The sequence below is a fragment of the Noviherbaspirillum galbum genome (assembly GCF_010974945.1).
Classification (GTDB): Bacteria; Pseudomonadota; Gammaproteobacteria; order Burkholderiales; family Burkholderiaceae_D; genus Noviherbaspirillum; species Noviherbaspirillum galbum.
Window position 1 is genome coordinate 13,821 of sequence record NZ_JAAIVB010000048.1, and the last position, 18,329, is coordinate 32,149.

The 18,329-nt window shown below is 64.2% G+C and carries 20 protein-coding genes; 10 read left to right on the forward strand and 10 right to left on the reverse strand.

The window, feature by feature from the left end; genetic code table 11:
* Window positions 1-13: 13 nt before the first annotated feature.
* The 3 genes from G3574_RS14685 to G3574_RS14695 are packed head-to-tail and all read right to left on the reverse strand — an operon-like array spanning window position 14 to window position 2,494.
* Window positions 14-400, reverse strand: coding sequence for an Hpt domain-containing protein (locus G3574_RS14685; RefSeq protein WP_163964442.1), 387 nt, complete (start codon window positions 398-400; stop codon window positions 14-16).
* Window positions 393-791 carry a response regulator gene (locus G3574_RS14690; RefSeq protein WP_163964444.1) on the reverse strand — a complete coding sequence of 133 codons (399 nt, stop codon included), beginning with the start codon at window positions 789-791 and terminating at the stop codon, window positions 393-395. Before G3574_RS14690 ends, G3574_RS14685 begins: the two co-directional genes overlap by 8 nt.
* Entirely contained in the window at window positions 788-2,494 is a 1,707-nt protein-coding gene (locus tag G3574_RS14695; RefSeq protein ID WP_163964446.1) for a cache domain-containing sensor histidine kinase, read from the reverse strand. Before G3574_RS14695 ends, G3574_RS14690 begins: the two co-directional genes overlap by 4 nt.
* Window positions 2,495-2,837: 343 nt before the next feature.
* Here G3574_RS14695 and G3574_RS14700 point away from each other — a divergent pair, with 343 nt between their 5' ends.
* The 10 genes from G3574_RS14700 (at window position 2,838) to G3574_RS14745 (ending at window position 11,854) form a co-directional block, all read left to right on the forward strand.
* Complete coding sequence (locus G3574_RS14700) at window positions 2,838-3,050, forward strand: YgaP family membrane protein (RefSeq protein ID WP_163964448.1); 213 nt, start codon at window positions 2,838-2,840, stop codon at window positions 3,048-3,050.
* 8 nt (window positions 3,051-3,058) lie between these two features.
* Window positions 3,059-5,740 (forward strand): magnesium-translocating P-type ATPase, encoded by a 2,682-nt coding sequence (gene mgtA, locus G3574_RS14705; protein ID WP_205609792.1) that lies wholly within the window; start codon window positions 3,059-3,061, stop codon window positions 5,738-5,740.
* Window positions 5,737-7,362 (forward strand): bifunctional aminoglycoside phosphotransferase/ATP-binding protein, encoded by a 1,626-nt coding sequence (locus tag G3574_RS14710; RefSeq protein WP_163964452.1) that lies wholly within the window; start codon window positions 5,737-5,739, stop codon window positions 7,360-7,362. The genes mgtA and G3574_RS14710 overlap by 4 nt, the downstream gene beginning before the upstream one ends.
* Window positions 7,363-7,546: 184 nt before the next feature.
* Window positions 7,547-8,437 carry a transporter substrate-binding domain-containing protein gene (locus tag G3574_RS14715; RefSeq protein ID WP_163964455.1) on the forward strand — a complete coding sequence of 297 codons (891 nt, stop codon included), beginning with the start codon at window positions 7,547-7,549 and terminating at the stop codon, window positions 8,435-8,437.
* 69 nt (window positions 8,438-8,506) lie between these two features.
* On the forward strand, window positions 8,507-9,232 hold the full coding sequence (locus G3574_RS14720) for a CBS domain-containing protein (protein ID WP_163964456.1): 726 nt from the start codon (window positions 8,507-8,509) through the stop codon (window positions 9,230-9,232).
* 41 nt (window positions 9,233-9,273) lie between these two features.
* Window positions 9,274-9,624 carry a c-type cytochrome gene (locus G3574_RS14725; protein WP_163964459.1) on the forward strand — a complete coding sequence of 117 codons (351 nt, stop codon included), beginning with the start codon at window positions 9,274-9,276 and terminating at the stop codon, window positions 9,622-9,624.
* Window positions 9,625-9,652: 28 nt separating this feature from the next.
* Window positions 9,653-10,081: a hypothetical protein gene (locus G3574_RS14730; RefSeq protein WP_163964461.1), complete on the forward strand. Its 429-nt coding sequence runs from the start codon at window positions 9,653-9,655 to the stop codon at window positions 10,079-10,081.
* Between the two features lie 32 nt (window positions 10,082-10,113).
* A complete protein-coding gene (locus G3574_RS14735; protein ID WP_163964463.1) occupies window positions 10,114-10,563 on the forward strand; it encodes a hypothetical protein in 450 nt (149 codons plus the stop codon).
* 86 nt (window positions 10,564-10,649) lie between these two features.
* Complete coding sequence (locus tag G3574_RS14740) at window positions 10,650-11,303, forward strand: BON domain-containing protein (protein WP_163964466.1); 654 nt, start codon at window positions 10,650-10,652, stop codon at window positions 11,301-11,303.
* A 101-nt stretch (window positions 11,304-11,404) separates the two neighbouring features.
* Window positions 11,405-11,854 carry an Hsp20/alpha crystallin family protein gene (locus tag G3574_RS14745; protein WP_163964468.1) on the forward strand — a complete coding sequence of 150 codons (450 nt, stop codon included), beginning with the start codon at window positions 11,405-11,407 and terminating at the stop codon, window positions 11,852-11,854.
* 112 nt (window positions 11,855-11,966) lie between these two features.
* Here the strand turns inward: G3574_RS14745 and G3574_RS14750 are convergent, their stop codons facing one another.
* The 7 genes from G3574_RS14750 to G3574_RS14780 all read right to left on the reverse strand — a co-directional run bounded on the left by G3574_RS14750 (window position 11,967) and on the right by G3574_RS14780 (window position 18,253).
* Window positions 11,967-12,749 (reverse strand): helix-turn-helix domain-containing protein, encoded by a 783-nt coding sequence (locus G3574_RS14750; RefSeq protein WP_163964470.1) that lies wholly within the window; start codon window positions 12,747-12,749, stop codon window positions 11,967-11,969.
* A 138-nt stretch (window positions 12,750-12,887) separates the two neighbouring features.
* Window positions 12,888-13,529: a response regulator gene (locus tag G3574_RS14755; RefSeq protein WP_163964472.1), complete on the reverse strand. Its 642-nt coding sequence runs from the start codon at window positions 13,527-13,529 to the stop codon at window positions 12,888-12,890.
* On the reverse strand, window positions 13,526-15,037 hold the full coding sequence (locus G3574_RS14760; protein ID WP_163964475.1) for a hybrid sensor histidine kinase/response regulator: 1,512 nt from the start codon (window positions 15,035-15,037) through the stop codon (window positions 13,526-13,528). Before G3574_RS14760 ends, G3574_RS14755 begins: the two co-directional genes overlap by 4 nt.
* 218 nt (window positions 15,038-15,255) lie before the next feature.
* Entirely contained in the window at window positions 15,256-15,435 is a 180-nt protein-coding gene (locus G3574_RS14765; protein WP_163964477.1) for a hypothetical protein, read from the reverse strand.
* 148 nt (window positions 15,436-15,583) lie between these two features.
* Window positions 15,584-16,387, reverse strand: coding sequence for a universal stress protein (locus G3574_RS14770; protein ID WP_163964479.1), 804 nt, complete (start codon window positions 16,385-16,387; stop codon window positions 15,584-15,586).
* Window positions 16,388-16,430: 43 nt separating this feature from the next.
* Complete coding sequence (locus G3574_RS14775) at window positions 16,431-17,417, reverse strand: zinc-dependent alcohol dehydrogenase family protein (protein ID WP_163964681.1); 987 nt, start codon at window positions 17,415-17,417, stop codon at window positions 16,431-16,433.
* Window positions 17,418-17,437: 20 nt separating this feature from the next.
* On the reverse strand, window positions 17,438-18,253 hold the full coding sequence (locus G3574_RS14780; RefSeq protein WP_163964481.1) for a lysophospholipid acyltransferase family protein: 816 nt from the start codon (window positions 18,251-18,253) through the stop codon (window positions 17,438-17,440).
* Between the last annotated feature and the right edge of the window lie 76 nt (window positions 18,254-18,329).

Consider the following 18,329-nt stretch of genomic DNA (forward strand, 5'->3'; position numbering starts at 1 on the left):
TAATATCTTTAGATCAACGACGGCATTCCATTTGTACGAAGCTACGGACATCGTCGATCAACGACAACAATGATGATCGCGCCGATGAAAACAATTCAGTGCATGCCGCCTGGTCGCCACGGCATGCATGCTCTTCGAGCCGGTGGAGCAAGGCGGTGGCAAAGCTGGCCCCGAGGGCACCCGTGCTGCCTTTGAAGGAATGGGCGATTTCCCTGATCCTCGTCGTGCTCCCATCCTCGACTGCTTCGGCGAGGTCGAGGAGCATGTCCGGAGATGTCGCAATGAAAATCTCGAGCAATATCGTCATCGCTTCGTGATCATCGCCAACTTCAGACAATAGATGCCCCGGTTCGAACCGGGAAGGCAGAACGTTGGTCATCTCGTGCTGCGGTTCATTCATCCGTTCCTCCCAGCCATTTCGAAAGCACGGCCCGCAGCGTAGACAGCTGTGTCGGCTTTGGTATATGCGCATCCATGCCCGCTTCGGCGCAGCGGTGCACGTCGGCATCCATGACGCCGGCCGACACCGCGATGATCGGCGTTCGGCGGCCGCAGGTGCGTTCGTTCTCACGGATCCGGCGCGTCATTTCATAGCCATCCATGACCGGCATCTGGCAGTCCGCAAGGACCAGGTGACAGGTATGCGATGCGAGCCATTCGAGCGCCAGCTTGCCATTGCCCACCACGGCCACCTTCTCGTAACCGAGGCGCGCGAGCTGGCGCACGATCAGGCCCTGGTTCATCAGGTTGTCTTCCACCAGGAGGATGCTTTGCGATCCGGGTTCCATCATGCCGCCATCGCGTGTCGGGAATCGGTTGCATGCGTTTCGGCGGGCAGGATCGCGGGAAGCCTGAAGGTGAACCTGGCGCCGCCGCTCGCCGACGCCGTGATGCTCACCGTTCCACCCATCAGGTCAACGAATTTCTTGACGATTGCCAGGCCCAGTCCGGTTCCTTCACTTGCTCGACTGTCGCCCGTATCGGACTGGAAGAATTCTTCGAAGACCTTCTCCCGCATGTCTTCCGGAATGCCGGGACCGCTATCGATGACATGGAAGGACAGTTGGCCGTCGGCGTATTCGGCCTCCAGGCACACGCTTCCCGAATGCGTGAATTTGATCGCGTTATGCAGCAGGTTATTCAGCACCTGAAGTGTCTTCACGCGATCGCAGACAAGAGTCGCCGGGAGATTCGCCGCACATCGGACCTCGAATGCCAGCCCCTTCACAAGCGCGCTTGCGCGGTGCGTATTGACTGCCTGCGCAATCAGCCTTTGCACGTCGACGCTGCCGAGGTTGAGTTCCATCTTGCCGGCTTCGATCTTGTTCAGGTGAAGCACGCTGTTCACCAGCCCGAGAAGGTGGTTCCCGCTGTCGAGGATATAGCCCGCGAATGAACGGTGCTCGTTGTCGGGCAAGTCTTCCTGCAGGAGTTCGGCATAGCCGATGATGCCATTGAGCGGCGTACGCAGTTCGTGCGACATGGTCGACAGGAATTGTGTCTTTGCGGCGTTTGCGGCGATCGCCTGTTCCTTGCTTCGCATCAGGCGGTGGATGAGCGTCAGGAGCAGGAGCGTGAACGCGACGATGGCGAGCGTGCTCAGCAGCGCTTGCTGCAGCGCATGGTCGCGCATCGAAAGATAGGCCTGCATCAGGTCTTCGATGTCGACGCCGACCATGACAATCAAGGGATACCTGTTGAGCTTGCGGTAGGCATAGATCCGGTCGCGGCCATCGATGGCGCTGTTCGCGATGAAGGTTCCGTTGTCGCTGTCGTTCAGCTTCCGGAAGACCTGGGTGCCCGCCAGATTCTGTCCGACTTCGCTCTTGTTATTGGTCCGCCTGGCCCTCACGATGCCATCGAGGCCGACAAGGGATACCGAACTGTTCGGGCTGATTTGAATGGACTCGTAAAGCCGGGTGAAGTAGAAGGGATCCATGGACACGACCACTACGCCGCCCAGCGTGCCATTCGGATTGTCGATGCGGCGGGTGAGCTGGATCGACCATTTTCCGGAGACGCGTCCCAGCACCGGCTTGCTGACGAAAAGCCCCTGAACGGTTTGCTCGCGGTGAACCCGAATGTGCTCGCGGTCTGCGAGGTTCATTCGTGCAAAGGGTTTGCTCGAGAGGATCACATCGCCGCTCTGGTCGGTGATGGTGAAGAGATTGAAGATGTCGCCGTGAATGACTCCGGAATTGAGCAATGCCGGAATGTCGAGCTTCATCCCTTGCTTCAGATACTCGTAAGACAGAAACTCCACGGCTTGATCCGCGGATTCAATGGTTCGTTCTGTATGTTCCTGGAAAGCGCGCGCGAAGCTGGCCGCATCATGCGCTCCTGATTTAAGGAATTCGTTCTTCGTATCGACGATTTGTCCGAGCGTGAGAGTCCAGATTCCAATAATGAGAACAAAGGCAAACAGCAGGAGCAGGACGCTGATGAGATGGCGTTTGAGCCTTTGTGCAAGGAAGTTAAACATGAGCGGACTCAACGCATTTCAGACGCCATTATCATAAATAGATGATAAACGTAATCATATCCGCAAGGCAATGATTTTATATTTGGCGGGAATGTTTGGGTACCGTCATTCGCTCTTCTCAACTCTGGATTTCAAACTCGACCCTCGTTGTTCTTATTGCGGAGAAAGCGAGCTGGCACGACGGCGAAAGGCAAGGCGCACCGCGATAGGGCCAGGGCAATAATTCTTTTCCTTTTGACTGAGATCAACCGACCGGGATGCGTCCCCGAAGGCGCAGAAATACATTGGTGATGGAAGCCGCATCGCGTCGCCCAGGCGCCCGGCAACCGCGGTCAATCTCACGAGGAGAATGGCGATGAAACCGAATCTTGGCACGCTGGACAAGGCAGTGCGCGTCGTGCTGGCCCTGGTGTTTTTCAGTCTTTACTTTTTCGCGCCCGGCAACCTGAAATGGTTTGCCCTGATTGGCCTCATTCCGCTGGCGACGGCCTTTGCCAGCTGGTGTCCGCTCTACTGGATGCTGGGGATCAGCACTTGCGGCATGGGGGCCGGTAAACATGCCGGATGAGATGCTGGATGAGTGGCATGCAGGAAGGCGTGGCGCTCCCGGACCGATCTCCGACCGGTCCGGCGGAGGCGACGCCTGAGGCCCGCGCGGATCGGCTGGAATCGCTGGAGAATTTCTGGGCACGGCCCGCCGACGAGCTGGCGGACCTTCTCGGCAGCGGCAAGGATGGCCTCAGCGGCGACGAAGCGCGGCGCAGGTTGCTCCGGGCGGGGCCGAACGACACCGGCACGGCACGCGTACCGGGGCTCGCCACGCTCGTGCTGCGCCATTTCAGCAACCCCTTGCTGCTGATTCTTCTGTTCGCCGCCGTCGTGTCGATGACGATGCGGGAGTGGACCGACGCGATCATCGTCATCCTCATCCTCGCGGCAAGCGCAGTGCTCAGCATCTACCAGGAACACCGCGCATCACAGGCAGTGGCACGTCTGCGGCGCAGGCTGACCGTCAGCTCGGTCGTCCTGCGCGACGGATCCGCATGCCAGCTTCCCGCGACGGAAATCGTTCCCGGGGACGTGATCCTGCTGTCGGCCGGTAACCAGATTCCCGCCGATGGCGTGGTGCTCGACGCCACGGACCTGTTCGTCGACCAGGCGCTGCTATCGGGCGAAACATGGCTGGCCGAAAAGCATCCCGGCGTGTCGCCGGCGCACGCGCCGCTCGCGAGCCGCGGCAATTGCGTATTCATGGGGACGTCGGTACGTAGCGGCACCGGCCGCATGCTAGCCGTCAATACCGGCCGGCACACCGAGTTCGGCCTCATCGAAGGCCAGCTCGAACGGCAGGAACCCGAAACCGAGTTCGAGCGGGGGCTGCGGCGCTTCGGCGCCATGCTCATGCGCTTCATGTTCCTCATCGTGCTGGTGGTGCTGGGCATTAACATCCTCCTGCAGCGCGCGTCCGGCGACACGCTGCTGTTCGTCGTGGCACTGGCAGTCGGCCTCTCGCCCGAACTGCTTCCGGCCATCCTGACAGTGACGCTTGCGCACGGCAGCAAGGAAATGGCGCGCCAGGGTGTCATCGTCAAGCGGCTCAATGCCATCGAAAACCTTGGCAGCATGACCGTGCTGTGCACCGACAAGACCGGCACGCTTACCGCAGGCGCGCCCCGGCTGGATGCGGCCGTGGATGTCTCCGCGCGACCCGACGAAGAGCTCGGGCGGCTTGCGTTCCTGAATGCCAGCCTGCAGACCGGCCTGGCAAACGCGCTCGACCAGGCAATCCTGGCGAGTCCATCGCAACGGCTTGCGCCAGGAACCTGGCGCAAGCTGGATGAAATTCCCTATGACTTCCAGCGGCGCCGGCTGAGCGTGGTGGTGGCAGGTTCCGAAGGCGGCGAAAGCGCGCTCATGATCACCAAGGGGGCGTTCCAGAACGTCATGGACGTTTGTGCCAGCGCCTGGCAGGACGGCGCCGAGGTGCCGCTGGATGAGTCGATGCGCTCGCTCATGTCCGAGCGGTTCGCCGCGTGGAGCGCGCAAGGGTTCCGCGTGCTGGGGCTGGCCACGCGCCGCGTGGACCCGGGCATCCGCCACAGCCCGGCCGATGAACGCAACCTCTGCCTGCGCGGCTTCCTGCTTTTCTTCGACCCGCCCGAGCCCGGCGTCAAGCCGACGCTGGCCAGCCTGCATCGTCTCGGCGTGACGTTGAAGATCATCACGGGAGACAACCTCGCCGTCGCCCGCCACGTGGCCGAGGCGGTCGGCATCGATGCTTCGCATGCCCTGACCGGCGAAGCGCTGTCGGCCATGAGCGACGACGCGCTCTGGCAGCGCGCGGCCGGCTGCAACCTCTTCGCCGAGGTGGATCCGAACCAGAAGGAAAGAATCGTGCGCGTGTTGCAGAAAGGCGGGCAGGTCGTTGGTTTCCTGGGCGACGGCATCAATGACGCGCCGGCCCTGCATGCCGCGGATGTCGGCATTTCCGTCGATCGCGCGGTTGACGTTGCGCGCGAAGCGGCCGACCTCGTGCTTCTCAAGCATGACTTGAAGCTGGTGCGGGCGGGCATCGACGAAGGCCGCCATACCTTTGCCAACACGCTGAAGTACATCTTCATTACGACCAGCGCCAACTTTGGCAACATGATCAGCATGGCCGTGGCCGCGCTCGCATTGCCATTCCTGCCGCTGCTCGCCAAGCAGATCCTGCTCAACAATTTTCTGTCCGACATCCCGGCCCTCGGAATCGCCGGCGACAACGTCGACCGCGAGTGGGACAGGACGCCGCATCGCTGGGACCTGAACATGATCCGCAGCTTCATGCTGTCATTCGGCCTCATCAGCACGGCGTTCGATCTCGTGACGTTCGGCGCGCTGCTCTGGCTGACGAGGAACGTCGCCGCGATGGACGATCAGGCAGCGCTGTTCCGCACGGGTTGGTTCGTTGAATCGCTGCTGACGCAGCTGTTCATCCTGATGGTGATCCGGACCTACAAACCCATCCACCGCAGCCGTCCTGCCGGCTTCGTTGCCGGCGCGGTGCTGGCGATCGCCGGCCTCGCGCTGGCCTTGCCATACCTGCCTGTCGCCCAGCAGGCATTCAGCTTCGTGCCCCTGCCGTGGCACATGGTGGCTGCGATCCTGCTCATTACCGCCGCCTACATCATCGTTTCCGAATTGACGAAGCGGCATTTCTACCGGCGCTTCGGCTTTGGGATTCGCCGCAGGCGCGCCGTCAAAGGAGAAAGCGCATGAACCGAAGCAATGACGACATCTTCCATCTGCAAGCGCAAGCGGACCTGATCGACGCCGTTGCGGCATCGCTCCGCCGTGAAGGCCATGCCGTCGCCGAGTTCGAAACCCACCTGTCCCGCATCCTGGTCGCCGGCGGACTGGCGTACAAGTTCAAGAAGGCGGTGCGATACGACTTCGTGGACTTCAGCACCCTCGAGGGCCGGCGCTTCTTTTGCCAGGAGGAAGTCAGGCTTAACAAGCGGCTTGCGCCGCGTCTCTACCTCGACGTGGTAGCCGTGTCCTTGGACGAGGACGGCGTGACGCTGGCCGGACAGGGCAGGCCGCTCGAGTACGCGGTGCGGATGCGCGCATTTGAGCAGCAAGCCATCTGGACAGGGCGGATTGCCGAAGCCGGCATCGCTGAATCCGAGATCGACCAGATCGCCGTGCTGCTGGCGCGCTTTCACGCTGCAGCGGCGCGCGCGCCGGAAGCCAGCGACTGGGGCAAGCCGGCGCAGATCGAATCGACCTCCGAGGAAAACCTTTCCACGCTGACCTCGCTGGCTGACGGGTCCGCGGAACGCGCAGACCAGCATCTCCCGCTTGACGAGTCCCAGCGCCGATTCTTTCAAGAAGCACTGGCCGATCTCGAGGATTGGGAAAGTGCGCAGCGGTCCGCGCTTCGACCCGCTTGGCTGGAACGCGCAAGGAACGGCATGGTGCGGGAATGCCATGGCGATTTGCATTGCGGGAACATCCTGACGACCGCACATGGCATCGAAGTGTTCGACTGCGTCGAGTTTTCAGCGGAATTGCGCTGGATCGACGTGATGAACGACCTGGCCTTCCTTCTCATGGATCTCGCTTTTCTCGGCGCGCAACGCGTGGCCTTCCGCGTGCTCAACCGTTACCTCGAGGAAACCGGAGACTATGGCGGATTGCAGGTGCTTCACTACTACGTGGTTCAGCGCGCCGTCGTGCGCGCGAAGGTATCGATGCTGCGGGCAGCGCAAGGCTTGAACGACACCAACGGCAAGGCGTTGCGGCAGGGGCTTGCCTACCTGGCATTCGCCCGCGGGCAAGTGCGCCGCGCCCGGCCAAGCCTGATGATCACCCACGGCTGCAGCGGCAGCGGCAAAACCACCTTCGCCCGCAACGCGGCGGCCTCCCTGGGAGCGATCCTGATCCGCTCCGACGTCGAGCGCAAGCGCTTGCACGGACTGCCCGCGAACTCCCACGCCGGCCCGCCCTCGCTTTATGAAAGGGATGCGACCTTGCGTACCTATGCCCGTCTCGCAGCGCTGGCGCGATCCTGCCTGGTCGCCGGCTATCCGGTGATCGTGGATGCCGCCTTTCTCGAACGCTGGCAGCGGTCGGGCTTCCTGGCGCTTGCCGGCGAGCTGGAGCTTCCAGCGATCATGTTCGACATGTCGACCGATGCGGAAACCATGCGCGGGCGCTTGCGCGAGCGCGCCCGGCGGGGAAACGATGCGTCGGATGCCGGTATCGAGGTGCTGGACAGGCAGTTGGCGCATGCCGAGCCCGTCGATGCGTCCGAAGCGTTTCGGAGGATCGCGGTGGACACGAACGGCAGGAACCCCGCGGCAGCAATCGAAGAGGCGTACGCGACGGCTGTTCCGTGACAGGGCGCGGACACGCGGAATTTTGATCTGCGTCCTTCAATTTTCCGAAACCGCTGGCTATGCTTCTTCGCAAGTGAGGCCCGTTTCAGCGGCAGCCCGGCAAACAGACGCGCGCGGATTCGTGCCGTGCGATGGACCTGCAGGCCGGCCCGGCACCTCAGGTTGAACAGACGAAAGGAAGCACATGAAAACCCCCACGCTTGCCTCCTCTCTGCTCCTTGCAGGCATGGCGGCCATCATTCCGCCTGCCAGCGGCCAGACCCTCAAGAAGATTGCCGACCGCAACAAGATCACGGTCGGGTACCGGGAATCTTCGGTCCCCTTCAGTTACGCGATCAGCCCACACAAGGCTGTCGGCTTCTCGGTCGACCTGACGGAAGCCATCGTCGCCGACGTGCGCAAGGCTACGAAGCGACCGAACCTCGAAAACGCTTACTTGCCCGTGACGCCGAAGAACCGCATTCCCATGCTCGTGGACGGCACTTACGACCTCGAGTGCGGCTCGACGACCAACACCGCCGAGCGGGGCAAGGAAGTAGCGTTCTCGGTCAGTTATTTTTACGCCGGCACCCGCCTGCTGGCCAGGAAGGCATCCGGCGTCAAGAATTATGCCGATCTCGCCGGCAAGGCGGTGGCGACCACCGCCGGCAGCACCAACGAGAAGGTCATCCGGAAATATGGCGCCGACCACAACCTCAACTTCGAGGTCGTGCCGGCCAAGGACTATGCCGAAGCCTTTCAGCTCGTGGACGGCGGCCGTGCCGCGGCGCTGGCCCTGGATGACGTTTTGCTCTATGGCCTGAGAGCCAACTCCGGAAACCCGGACGCGTTCGACGTCGTGGGCGAGGCATTGCAGGTCGAACCTTATGGATGCATGGTGCGCAAGGACGATCCTGAATTCAAGAAGCTCGTCGATGGCACCATCACCCGGCTGATGAAGTCGGGCGAATTCGCGCGCATGTATGCAAGATGGTTCGAGTCGCCGATTCCGCCCAAGGGCGTGGTGCTTCACATGCCAATGAACGAACAGCTCAAGGCGAACATCAAGGCGCGGAGCGACAAGCCCGCGATGTGAGCCGGGAAACGACGGGCGCCATGGCGCCGCGCCGCCTCGATGAACAGGATGGAATGCGAAAGGACGCACATGAAAGTGGAAGACGTGATGACGCGGCATCTGGTCTGCGTCAAGGAAGGCGACCCGATCAGGAATGCGATCGAGCGCATGCTCCGCTACCGTATCAGCGGCTTGCCCGTGCTGAATGACGACGGCCGTCTCGTCGGCATCCTGACCGAAGGCGACCTGCTGCGGCGGACGGAAACGGAGACCGAGCGCAAACGCCCGCGCTGGCTGGAATTCCTGCTTGGCCCGGACCGTCTCGCCAAGGAATATCAGCATACCCACGGCCGCCGCGTCGGCGAGGTCATGACGGCGCAGCCGGTCACGGTGACGCCGGACAAGCCGCTGGACGACGTGGTTCACCTCATGGAAAAGCACAGGATCAACCGCGTGCCGGTGGTGAAGGACGATCAGCTCGTCGGCATCGTCAGCCGCGCGAACCTGCTGCTCGCGCTGGACGCGGTATTGCGCGACGTGCCGCCCGGCGCGACGGGCGACGACGACATCCGGCGCCAGTTGTGGCATGCGATGAAAGAGGCGAGCTGGCTGCCGCGGGGCGCGATCGACGTCCTGGTGCGCAACGGCGTGGTGTTCCTGAACGGCGTGCTGATGAGCGAGGAGGAGATCAAGGCCCTGAGCGTGATCGCCGAAAACATTCCTGGCGTGAAAGAGGTGCGCAACCGCGTGGTCTGGTGCGAACCGATGTCAGGCATGGTGTTCCAGTCCACGGAGACAAGCCAGGACACGGCATAGCCGCGCCCCGGCGCCGCCGTGTCATTCCAGGAGGTCGCGTCATGAAGCGCAAGACAGGAATCCATCTTTCCTTGCTGCTGCGCCTTGCCGGAGCAGGCGTGGCGGCGGCAATGCTTGCGTCGGCGTCCGCCGCCGATGCTGGAGAACACCCGTCGCGGACGGCCGCCGAGGGCAGGGACCTGGACCGCGGGCAGATATTGTATGAAAACCACTGCATGACCTGCCATACGCAGGACATGCACTGGCGAGAGCGGCGTCTCGTCACGGACATGGATTCGCTCCGCCACCAGGTCAGGCGTTGGCAGGACGTCGCGCGGGCGCGATGGCGCGAGGAAGACATTGAAGCTGTCGCCCGCTACCTGAATGCCATGTACTACAACTTCGACCGCTAGCAAGCAACGGCCGGCACAAGGAGCAGACATGGAGACTTCGCCCGGCATGCAGCATGCCACCCGGATGCCCCAGGCCTGGCTGGCCGACAGGCATCCGCAGCGGGACTGGCTCGATGACGACATTGCGGCCTATCTGTCGGTCGATGCGGCATCGATCGACCGCAAGCTGTCGCGTCTCGACCGGGAGTGGAACGCCGACCGCGTGGCGGGCCTCGGCGCACCGCTGGCCATCCTGGCAAGCCTCGCGTTGAGCGCGCGTGGCAGCCGGCGCTGGCTGTTGCCCGGCGCATTGACCGCGGCGCTCATGCTGGCGCATGCCGTCTCCGGAAAGCCGGGCCTGGTGCGGCTGCGCCGTTTCGCCGGGCTGCGCACCGTCCACGAGGTCGAACGGTCGAGGATGGCGTTGCGTGCATTGCGCGGCGACCAGGAAGGCTACCAGTCGCGCACGATGAACTGAGTTCCTGTTCGTTTCTTGGGAAGCGGGAAGACATGGCTGATTACTTTGCGGAAGCCGGCGGCTGGCAGACGAGCGCCGGCATCGATGCGGCGAGACGGCGGGACTGGCGGCAACGCGTGGCGGCGCTGCGCAATGACGACCGCGCGGCCATGATCGACCAGCGGCTCCGCGAGCTGGAGCATGAGTGGGATATCGAGCGCGCGCTCCAGTTCGGCTTTGCCGCGGCGGGCCTGTTCGGGCTGGCTTTCGTCGCGGGACGAAAGCCGCCCTGGCACCTGCTTGCGGCGGTGGTTCCCGCGGTCATGCTGGAAGGCGCCGTGCAGGGCTGGTCCCCTGCCCACGCTTGGTTGCGCCGCCTCGGGCTGCGTACCGCCCGCGAGATCGGCGATGAAAGATTTGCGCTCAAGGCGATGCGCGGCGACTTTGCCGGGATCGGCAGCCACCGCAATGAAGACGCGGTTCGGCTCGCCACGCTGCGGTAAGGCGGCCGGCAAGACGGGCGTGGATAGAAACATGTGCTGAAGCGCGTGCCGAAACGCGCTGCAGGCACGAGTCACTGGAGGATGCGATGAGGACCGATATTGAATTGCGTGAAGACGTCCAGGAGGAACTTGCCTGGGAACCGGCCATCGATGCGACGGCGGTGGGCGTGGAGGTCAAGGATGGCGTGGTTACCTTGTCCGGGCATCTCGACAGCTTTGCCGAGAAGGTGGCGGCGCAGCGCGCGGCGGAGCGCGTGCCCGGCGTGAAGGGCATCGCGGTGGAGATCGAGGTCCGCATCCCGGGGCAGGACGTGCGTTCCGACACCGACATCGCCACGGCCGCGACGACCGCGCTGGAGATGGATTCCATCCTGCCGGAGGGAGCGGTGACGGTGCTGGTGGAAGATGGCCGGCTGACGCTGTCGGGCAAGGTGCAGTCCGACCACATGCGCATGGTCGCGGAACGCGACGTGCGCCACCTGCGCGGCGTGAAGGACGTGAAGAACGACATCACGGTGCATCCGACCGTTATGCCGGGCAACATCCGCGACCGCATCGAATCCGCGCTGCAGCGGCGAGCCCATGCCGAAGCCAAGGCCATCAACGTCATGGTGCACGACGACGAGGTCACGCTCACAGGAACCGTGCCTTCGCTCGAGGAGAGGCGGGCGGTGGTTCATGCCGCGTGGCGCACGCCCGGCGTGACGAACGTAGTCAACCATATCGTGATCGCGCCGTGAACGCCTTGCAGGCAGACCGGCAGAGATGAATCCGGCGCCCGCGCTTGCGGGAAACGGGCGACCGATGGAAATCCCGCTTCATGTTTTACGAGAGACTGATCATGGCAAACAATCTGACGCATTTCGATCCCTTCCGCGACCTGACGCGCAGCGACCCCTTCCGCAGCATGGAAAGCCTGATGAAGAACTTCGGGCTGCGATCCTTTTTCGGCGACATGGAGCCGGAGCCGCGCATACGGATCGACGTCACCGAAAACGAGCAGGAATACACCGTCAAGGCGGACATTCCTGGAGTGCGCAAGGAAGACATCGAGGTCGACATCAACAACAACGTGGTGAACATCTCCGCCGAGCTAAACCAGGAATCGGAAAAGAAGACGGGCGAAAACACCGTGCGCAGCGAGCGTTACTACGGACGCCAGTACCGCAGCTTCACCCTGGCCCATGACATCGACGAGACGCAGGCCAAGGCAAGCTACGAAAACGGGGTCCTGCAGCTGGTCTTGCCCAAGAAGGCCGGCGGAACGAACCGGAAGATCGCCATCCATTGAGATCCGAAAAGCCCCCTCCCTTTCAAGGGGAGGGGACATGGCGGCGGGAACCTAAGCACACGTTGCGAAAATGTGGGCGCAATCAGCGCCGCGCCGGAATCCTGGCCGGGCATCAATGCACGGCGTCCGCCTGTGCGCGGCCGTCGCGGAATGCCAGCGTGGCAAGCGCCGGCACATCCAGCAGTTCCACGTTGCGGTGGGTGACGTTGACCAGCCCGCGCGCGCGCATCCTGCCGATGATGCGGCTGATGCTCTCGATGGTCAGGCCGAGGTAGTTCGCGATGTCTTCCCGCGACATGCGCAGGTAGAAGCTGGTCGACGAATAGCCGCGCGCGCCGTACCGGCGGGACAGGTCGAGCAGGAAGGAGGCGAACCGCTGGTCGGCGCTCAGGTTGCCCAGCACCAGCATGTTCGCCTGCTCGCGCGACATTTCCTCGCTGATCAGGCGGTGGAATTGACGCAGCAGCGGCGGAATCTGGACGAACAGCGATTCGAGGGAGGCATACGGGAACTCGCAGACTTCGCTGTCTTCCAGCGCGACGGCGTAGCAGCGATGGCGGTCGTTGCACAGGCCATCGATGCCGAGCAAGTCGCCCGCCATGTGCAGGCCGGTGATCTGTTCCTCGCCGTTGGCGGATACCTGGAAGGTCTTGAAGTGTCCGAAGCGGATCGCGTAGACGCTGCGGAATGGATCATCCATCTTGTAGAGCGCTTCGTCCTTGTAGACGCGGCGCGAGGTCAGCGCCGGCGCGAGCTTGCGCAGGCTGGCATCGGTCAGGCCCGTCGGCAGGCATAGCGTGCGAAGCCGGCACGAGGCGCACTGGACCGGATGGAGAGGAACGACGCTCCGGGCGGGAAGCGCCGGCTGTCCGGGGTATTGAAGATGAGAAAGCATGATGGCCTCCGTGCCAACGAGAATGCCGTCCGCCGGGCGGCATGGGGAAAGTCTGCGCCGGACGCCGGCTGGGCGCCATCGGGCATCCATGACACTTCTTGTAGGGGATCCAATACCCCGGATGGAAACGTGCGGGCTTCATCGGAGCAGGCCGTTTTCCATCGCGTAGCGCGTCAGGTCCGCATTGCAGCGCATCTGCATCTTTTCGAGGATCCGGGTCCGGTAGGTGGTCACGGTATTCGGACTCAGGTGAAGTCGGTGGGCGATGCTGGCGAGGCTTTCTCCCGAGGCAATCAGCCGCATGACCTGGAGTTCCCTGTTGGACAGGTTTTCATGGGCGGGCGCCAGGGCTCCGGTCAGCATGCCCGCCATGCGCTCCGCCAGCGTCGGGCTGAGGTAGCGGTGGCCGCTGGCAGCGGTCCGGATCGCTTCGGTCATCGTCTTTTCCGAACTCTCCTTCGTCAGGTAGCCGGCGGCGCCCAGGCGCACGGCGCGCAACGCATAGATGTCTTCCGAGTACGTGCTCAGCATCAGGACGGCCAGGCGCGGGTGCTCCGCCCGCAGGCTGCGAAGCAGTTCCAGGCCGTTCCGGTCGGGCAGGGCGATGTCGATCAGCGCGACATCGAATTCCTGCTGCCGTGCCAGATCGATGGCCTGCTGCGCGGTCGCGGCTTCCCCGCGCACGTCGATGTCGCTGGTGTCCGCGAGGATCAGGCGGACGCCCTTGCGCACGACGGCGTGGTCGTCGACGATGAGCACGCGGATGGGATCGGCGCTCATGGATGCTCCAGCGGCAGCTGCAGCGCGACCACCGTTCCGTGCCCGGGCGTGCCGCTGATCCGCAGTTTCCCGCCGAAATGCCGCGCGCGTTCCCGCATGCCGACGATGCCCCAGGAATGGGAACCGGCGGGATCGTCGGGCGGCATTCCCTTGCCGTCGTCGGCGATCTCTACCACCAGGCTGCCATTGCGGCAATACGCATGCACGCCGAGGCGTCCCGGCTGGCCATGGCGGATCGCATTGGTCAGCGATTCCTGCACGATGCGGAACACCATGGTGCTGCGTTCCGGCCCCAGGTCGAGCGCGAGGACATCGGGCTCCACCAGGCATTGGGATTCGAGGCCGGCGCGCTGGCCGGCCTGCTCGGTGTACCACTCCAGCGCGGCCCAGATGCCGAGCTGGTCGAGCACGCTCGGGCGCAGGTCGGTGATGACGCGGCGCATGCTTTGCATGGCGTCGTCCGCAAGCTGGGATGCCTCGGTGAGCAGCTTGTCGGGCTCGGCTCCCGGTGCGGTGTTGCGGCGGATGAAAACCGAAATGTAGGCTTTTATGCCGGTCAGCAGGCTGCCGAATTCATCATGGATTTCCCGCGCGAGGCGGGCGCGTTCGTCTTCCTTCACCGATTCGAGATGGGCCGCGAGCTGCCGCAGGCGGTGCTGCGAGGCGCGCAGGGCTTCTTCATTGCGCTTGCTGTCGGTGATGTCGGTCAGTACGCCCTGCATGTACATGGCCTTGCCCGCTTCGTTATGCATGAAGCGGGCTTCATCCCGCACCCAGCGCAATTCGCCGTTCCGCGTGAAAAGCCGGTATTCCTGGCTCGTCGGCCTGCCGGTCAGGCTGCCCCTGCGTACCGCGCGCTGCATGCGCGGCCGGTCCGCCGGATGCACGTGGCCCAGCATGTGCCCGGGATCTCCCAGCCACTCCGATTCCTTGTATCCCAGCGTATGCACTTGCGGACTGACGTAGGTCGTGCGTGCGCGGCCGTCCAGCGAAACGAGGTAGGTGATGGCGGGAATCTGCTCCACCAGGTTCTGGAATTTCACTTCGGCCTGGCGCTTCTCGCGCGCGAGACGGCGTTCGCGCAAGATGCGCATCAGCGCGGCCGGCAGCAGCTCCAGGTAGCGGCCGCCATCGTCCTTGCGAAGCTGGTCCCACGCGCCGCGGCGCATCGCCTGCGCAACGAGCGGGGCATCGTCCGCGTTCGCCGGGTCTGCCTCCGTGAGAAGGAGAACGGGGATCTCGTCGGGCTCGAGCTCGGCGGCGAGCTGCCGGAGAAAGTCGATGCCATCCGCGCCTTGCAGATGATGATCGAGAAGGATGCAGTCCGGCGTGCTTTCGCGCGCCAGTTTCAAACCTTCGTTCGCCGACCCGGCCTCGAGCAGTTCCAGGCGCGCATCCTCGCTGGCGGCGAGGGCGCGGCGGCAGGCAAGCCGGCCGGCGTCGTCATCGCCGATCAGCAGTATCCGCGCCGCCGCCGCCCGGTTCTGGCAAGACAGATCAGATGGCATGGCGGCCTCAATGCAATTCATTCGCCGGCCGGGAATGGCTGGCCGGATGCATCGCATCAGCGAACGCACGACAATCGACGACCCTGGTGTTGATGCTCATGGTTTCACCTCATCATGTCCGTGCCGGTTCCGCATGCTTGCTCTCGTTGCGGACTTTCGGCGCGAAACTATCGAACGCCTTGAAGATGTGATCGAAGCTGCATTCTTCAATCCCGCTGTCAATGTCGGGAAAAGGCGCCGGCGATGCGCGTGCGAAGCATGCGAGGCGAACGGGAGATGAGCGTGATGCGCGGACAGCTTCCCGGAGCGCGGCTTGCGGCGGCGACATGCGCGCTGGCGCCGAGGATCATGACCGGATCGCCGATGCTGCCGGAGAAGCAGGCGAGGCGTGCCTGCATTCATCTCGGGCATTCCGCCTCGGGTTGATCGGTGATCCGTCTCTTCAGGCTATTCAGTTTAGTCAGCGGACGCAAGGCTTCCTTGCGCTGGCGTAAGTCGCCGCGTACCAGGCACCGCCGGCCTGTCCGTGTTCGCATCAAGCCTGCATCAGGTGGCGACGAGCAATGCGGTGCGGGGAAGGAACATCAATGATTCGGTCAGGTCATCGACCTGGCTTTTCCGGAACCGGGAATGGCCCTGGCATCCGGAAATGACGAGGTCGGCGTGCAGGCGTTCTGCCTGGGTCTCGACCAGTTCGGCGAAACTGGCGCCTGCCGCGGCGTCTTCATCGGTGGCAACGCTGGGCTCGATGCCATAATGCCGGAGGAAGCGGAGGAGGCCTCCCTGGCCGTGGTAGGCCGGCGCCTTGCCGTTGGCGCCGAAAGGATGCACCACCCGCACCGCTTGCGCGTGGCGCAGCAAGGGCAGCGCCAGCGAGACCGTCCTGGCCGCCTGCGCGGTATCCTGCCAGGCAACGAGCACCCGCTTGCCGATTTCGTCCGGACAGTCCGGCGGCACCAGCAGCACCGGCCTGCCGGAATGCAGCAAGATGTCTTTCAAGAGGCCTGCATCGGCGCCTGGCGGGCCTTCGTCAGCGTCGGGCCGGCCCAGTACCAGCAGGTCGCAGCCCCGTGCATGGTCGAGCAGCCCGGCGTCGTCGTTGGCGAAGGTGGTGTGGCATTCGAATTCTTTTCGTCCATGTTCGGCGCACAGTCGGCTGAAGCGAGCCAGGGCGCGCTGCGCCCTTTCCATCAGCAATTGCCGGCATACGCCTTCCTGTCCCGTCACCGTCATCAGCACCAGGCCCAGCAGGCCGGCGTTTTGCCGCACGGCGATGCGTATCGCGGCCAGCATGCGGGCGACGCCATGCCGGGATTCATCGACCTGCACGAGGATGGCTTTATAGGTCATGATGGTCGCGGGCGATATCAGGTGTTGGCATGTGTTGGCAAGGTCAGGGCACCAGGACCGCGGCGCCGTCGAATGCGCCTTGCCTGAGTTGCTCCAGCGCGGCATTCGCTTGCGCGAGGGGAAAGGTCGTCACCGTGGTCTGCAGCGGATGGCGCGCCGCGAATGCGAAAAACGACCTGCCGTCCGCCCGTGTCAGGTTGGCAACCGACTGTATCCTGCGTTCGCCCCACAGCAGCGAGTAGGCAAAGCCCGGAATGTCCGACATGTGGATGCCCGCGCAGATCACGCTGCCTCCCTTGCGAAGCAGCGAGAGCGCGAGGGGAACCAGCTCGCCTGCGGGCGCGAAAATAATCGCGGCGTCCAGCGGCGCAGGCGGACGTTCGTCGGTGCCGCCCGCCCAGCTTGCGCCGAGCGCGCGCGCAAACCGCTGCGAACGCAGGTCGCCCGGCCGGGTGAAGGCATGAATGCGCTTGCCGTCGAAACGCGCCACCTGCGCGATGATGTGCGCAGCCGCGCCGAAGCCGAAGATGCCGATCTCCATCGCGCCGTAGGGCATCATCGAATAGGCGCGGTAGCCGATCAGCCCGGCGCAAAGCAGCGGCGCGGCGTGCAGGTCGTCGTACCGGTCGGGCAGCGGCAGGCAGGCCTCTGCTCTGGCCGTTACGTATTGGGCATAGCCGCCGTCGCGCTGGCAGCCGGTGAAACGGGCGCGGTCGCACAGGTTCTCGCGGCCGGCCAGGCAATACGGACAGGCGCCGCAGGCGTCCGCCAGCCAGGCGACGCCGACGCGCCGGCCGGCATGCAGCTCTCCGGCGAGGCGACCGGCCCGCACGATCCTGCCGACGATCTCGTGTCCCGGGGTGATGGGCATGGCGGTGCCGGGCAATTCCCCATCGGCGAGGTGCAGGTCGGTGCGGCATACCCCGCACGCGCTGACGCGCAGCAAGACTTCGTCGTCGCCGGGCTCGGGAACGTCGAGCCATTGGGCGGCAAGCGGCTGCCCCGGCTCCAGCAGCCGCATGCCAAGCATCTTGTCGGGTATGTCGTTGCTCATGGCGGATTCGCTTGGGAAGACACCGGCATGACCGCGAGGTCCGGCTCGCGGGACATCAGCAACACCTGCCGGCGGGCGTCGTCGCACAGCGCGAGGATGTCGCGCATGCTGGCGCTGCCTGCGGACAGAGCGTTGCCGATCTCCAGCGTCACCGCCGTGCGACGCGGCAACCATGACTTCAACGGCAGCACCTGCCGCGTTCCGCGCAGCGCGGCCGGCACGACCGGGACGCCGGCCTGGGCGGCGGCGGCGAATGCACCCGAATGAAAGGGCAGGAGTCCGGGCTGGGAGCGGATTTGCCCCTCTGGAAACACCACGATCCGGCTTCCGGCGCGCAGCCTCCACACCGCGCGCTCCACGCTGGTATGCGCCGGATGGCCATTGGTATGAAGGATGAATGCGTCCAGCGCCCGCAGCAAGGGGCAGAAGAGCGACTGCTGCGGCAGTTCGCGCCTCACCGTGAAGGAATAGCCGGGATTGCACGGGAGCAGCGCCGTCAGCACGATGCCATCTACGAAACTCAGGTGATTGACGACCAGCACGTGCGGTCCGGAAGGCAGGCGCTCCAGCCCGGCTGCGGACAGTTGCACGCCGGCCAGCCGGCACAGCAGGCGAGCGGCATTCCGGGCGATGCGCCGGCGCGGCGCAAGGTCCCGCGCAGCGAGTATCGCCGCCGTGGCTGCCGTGACGACGCCGGCGAACAGCACCCAGGCCCAGGCCGCATGCAGCATTGCGGCTGCGCGCGCCAGTCCGCGCAGCCGGCCCGGGTCGCCGAGCACAGCGGATCTTTCCGACGGGTTGGGGGCATTCATGGCATGACCGTGTCCAGTGACATGGATTCCCGGTTGCCGGAATGCGGGACGCTGCCGCAGCGAACGAGAGGGGAAA

What these genes read in the sequence shown, in the direction of transcription:
- G3574_RS14770 (WP_163964479.1), bottom strand. Translation starts at nt 16,387, where the DNA reads ATGACCTATAAAGCCATCCTCGTGCAGGTCGATGAATCCCGGCATGGC.
- G3574_RS14715 (WP_163964455.1), top strand. Translation starts at nt 7,547, where the DNA reads ATGAAAACCCCCACGCTTGCCTCCTCTCTGCTCCTTGCAGGCATGGCG.
- G3574_RS14745 (WP_163964468.1), top strand. Translation starts at nt 11,405, where the DNA reads ATGGCAAACAATCTGACGCATTTCGATCCCTTCCGCGACCTGACGCGC.
- G3574_RS14685 (WP_163964442.1), bottom strand. Translation starts at nt 400, where the DNA reads ATGAATGAACCGCAGCACGAGATGACCAACGTTCTGCCTTCCCGGTTC.
- G3574_RS14740 (WP_163964466.1), top strand. Translation starts at nt 10,650, where the DNA reads ATGAGGACCGATATTGAATTGCGTGAAGACGTCCAGGAGGAACTTGCC.
- G3574_RS14775 (WP_163964681.1), bottom strand. Translation starts at nt 17,417, where the DNA reads ATGCTTGGCATGCGGCTGCTGGAGCCGGGGCAGCCGCTTGCCGCCCAA.
- G3574_RS14710 (WP_163964452.1), top strand. Translation starts at nt 5,737, where the DNA reads ATGAACCGAAGCAATGACGACATCTTCCATCTGCAAGCGCAAGCGGAC.
- G3574_RS14755 (WP_163964472.1), bottom strand. Translation starts at nt 13,529, where the DNA reads ATGAGCGCCGATCCCATCCGCGTGCTCATCGTCGACGACCACGCCGTC.
- mgtA (WP_205609792.1), top strand. Translation starts at nt 3,059, where the DNA reads ATGAGTGGCATGCAGGAAGGCGTGGCGCTCCCGGACCGATCTCCGACC.
- G3574_RS14720 (WP_163964456.1), top strand. Translation starts at nt 8,507, where the DNA reads ATGAAAGTGGAAGACGTGATGACGCGGCATCTGGTCTGCGTCAAGGAA.
- G3574_RS14780 (WP_163964481.1), bottom strand. Translation starts at nt 18,253, where the DNA reads ATGAATGCCCCCAACCCGTCGGAAAGATCCGCTGTGCTCGGCGACCCG.
- G3574_RS14760 (WP_163964475.1), bottom strand. Translation starts at nt 15,037, where the DNA reads ATGCCATCTGATCTGTCTTGCCAGAACCGGGCGGCGGCGGCGCGGATA.
- G3574_RS14725 (WP_163964459.1), top strand. Translation starts at nt 9,274, where the DNA reads ATGAAGCGCAAGACAGGAATCCATCTTTCCTTGCTGCTGCGCCTTGCC.
- G3574_RS14750 (WP_163964470.1), bottom strand. Translation starts at nt 12,749, where the DNA reads ATGCTTTCTCATCTTCAATACCCCGGACAGCCGGCGCTTCCCGCCCGG.
- G3574_RS14730 (WP_163964461.1), top strand. Translation starts at nt 9,653, where the DNA reads ATGGAGACTTCGCCCGGCATGCAGCATGCCACCCGGATGCCCCAGGCC.
- G3574_RS14690 (WP_163964444.1), bottom strand. Translation starts at nt 791, where the DNA reads ATGATGGAACCCGGATCGCAAAGCATCCTCCTGGTGGAAGACAACCTG.
- G3574_RS14765 (WP_163964477.1), bottom strand. Translation starts at nt 15,435, where the DNA reads ATGCAGGCACGCCTCGCCTGCTTCTCCGGCAGCATCGGCGATCCGGTC.
- G3574_RS14735 (WP_163964463.1), top strand. Translation starts at nt 10,114, where the DNA reads ATGGCTGATTACTTTGCGGAAGCCGGCGGCTGGCAGACGAGCGCCGGC.
- G3574_RS14700 (WP_163964448.1), top strand. Translation starts at nt 2,838, where the DNA reads ATGAAACCGAATCTTGGCACGCTGGACAAGGCAGTGCGCGTCGTGCTG.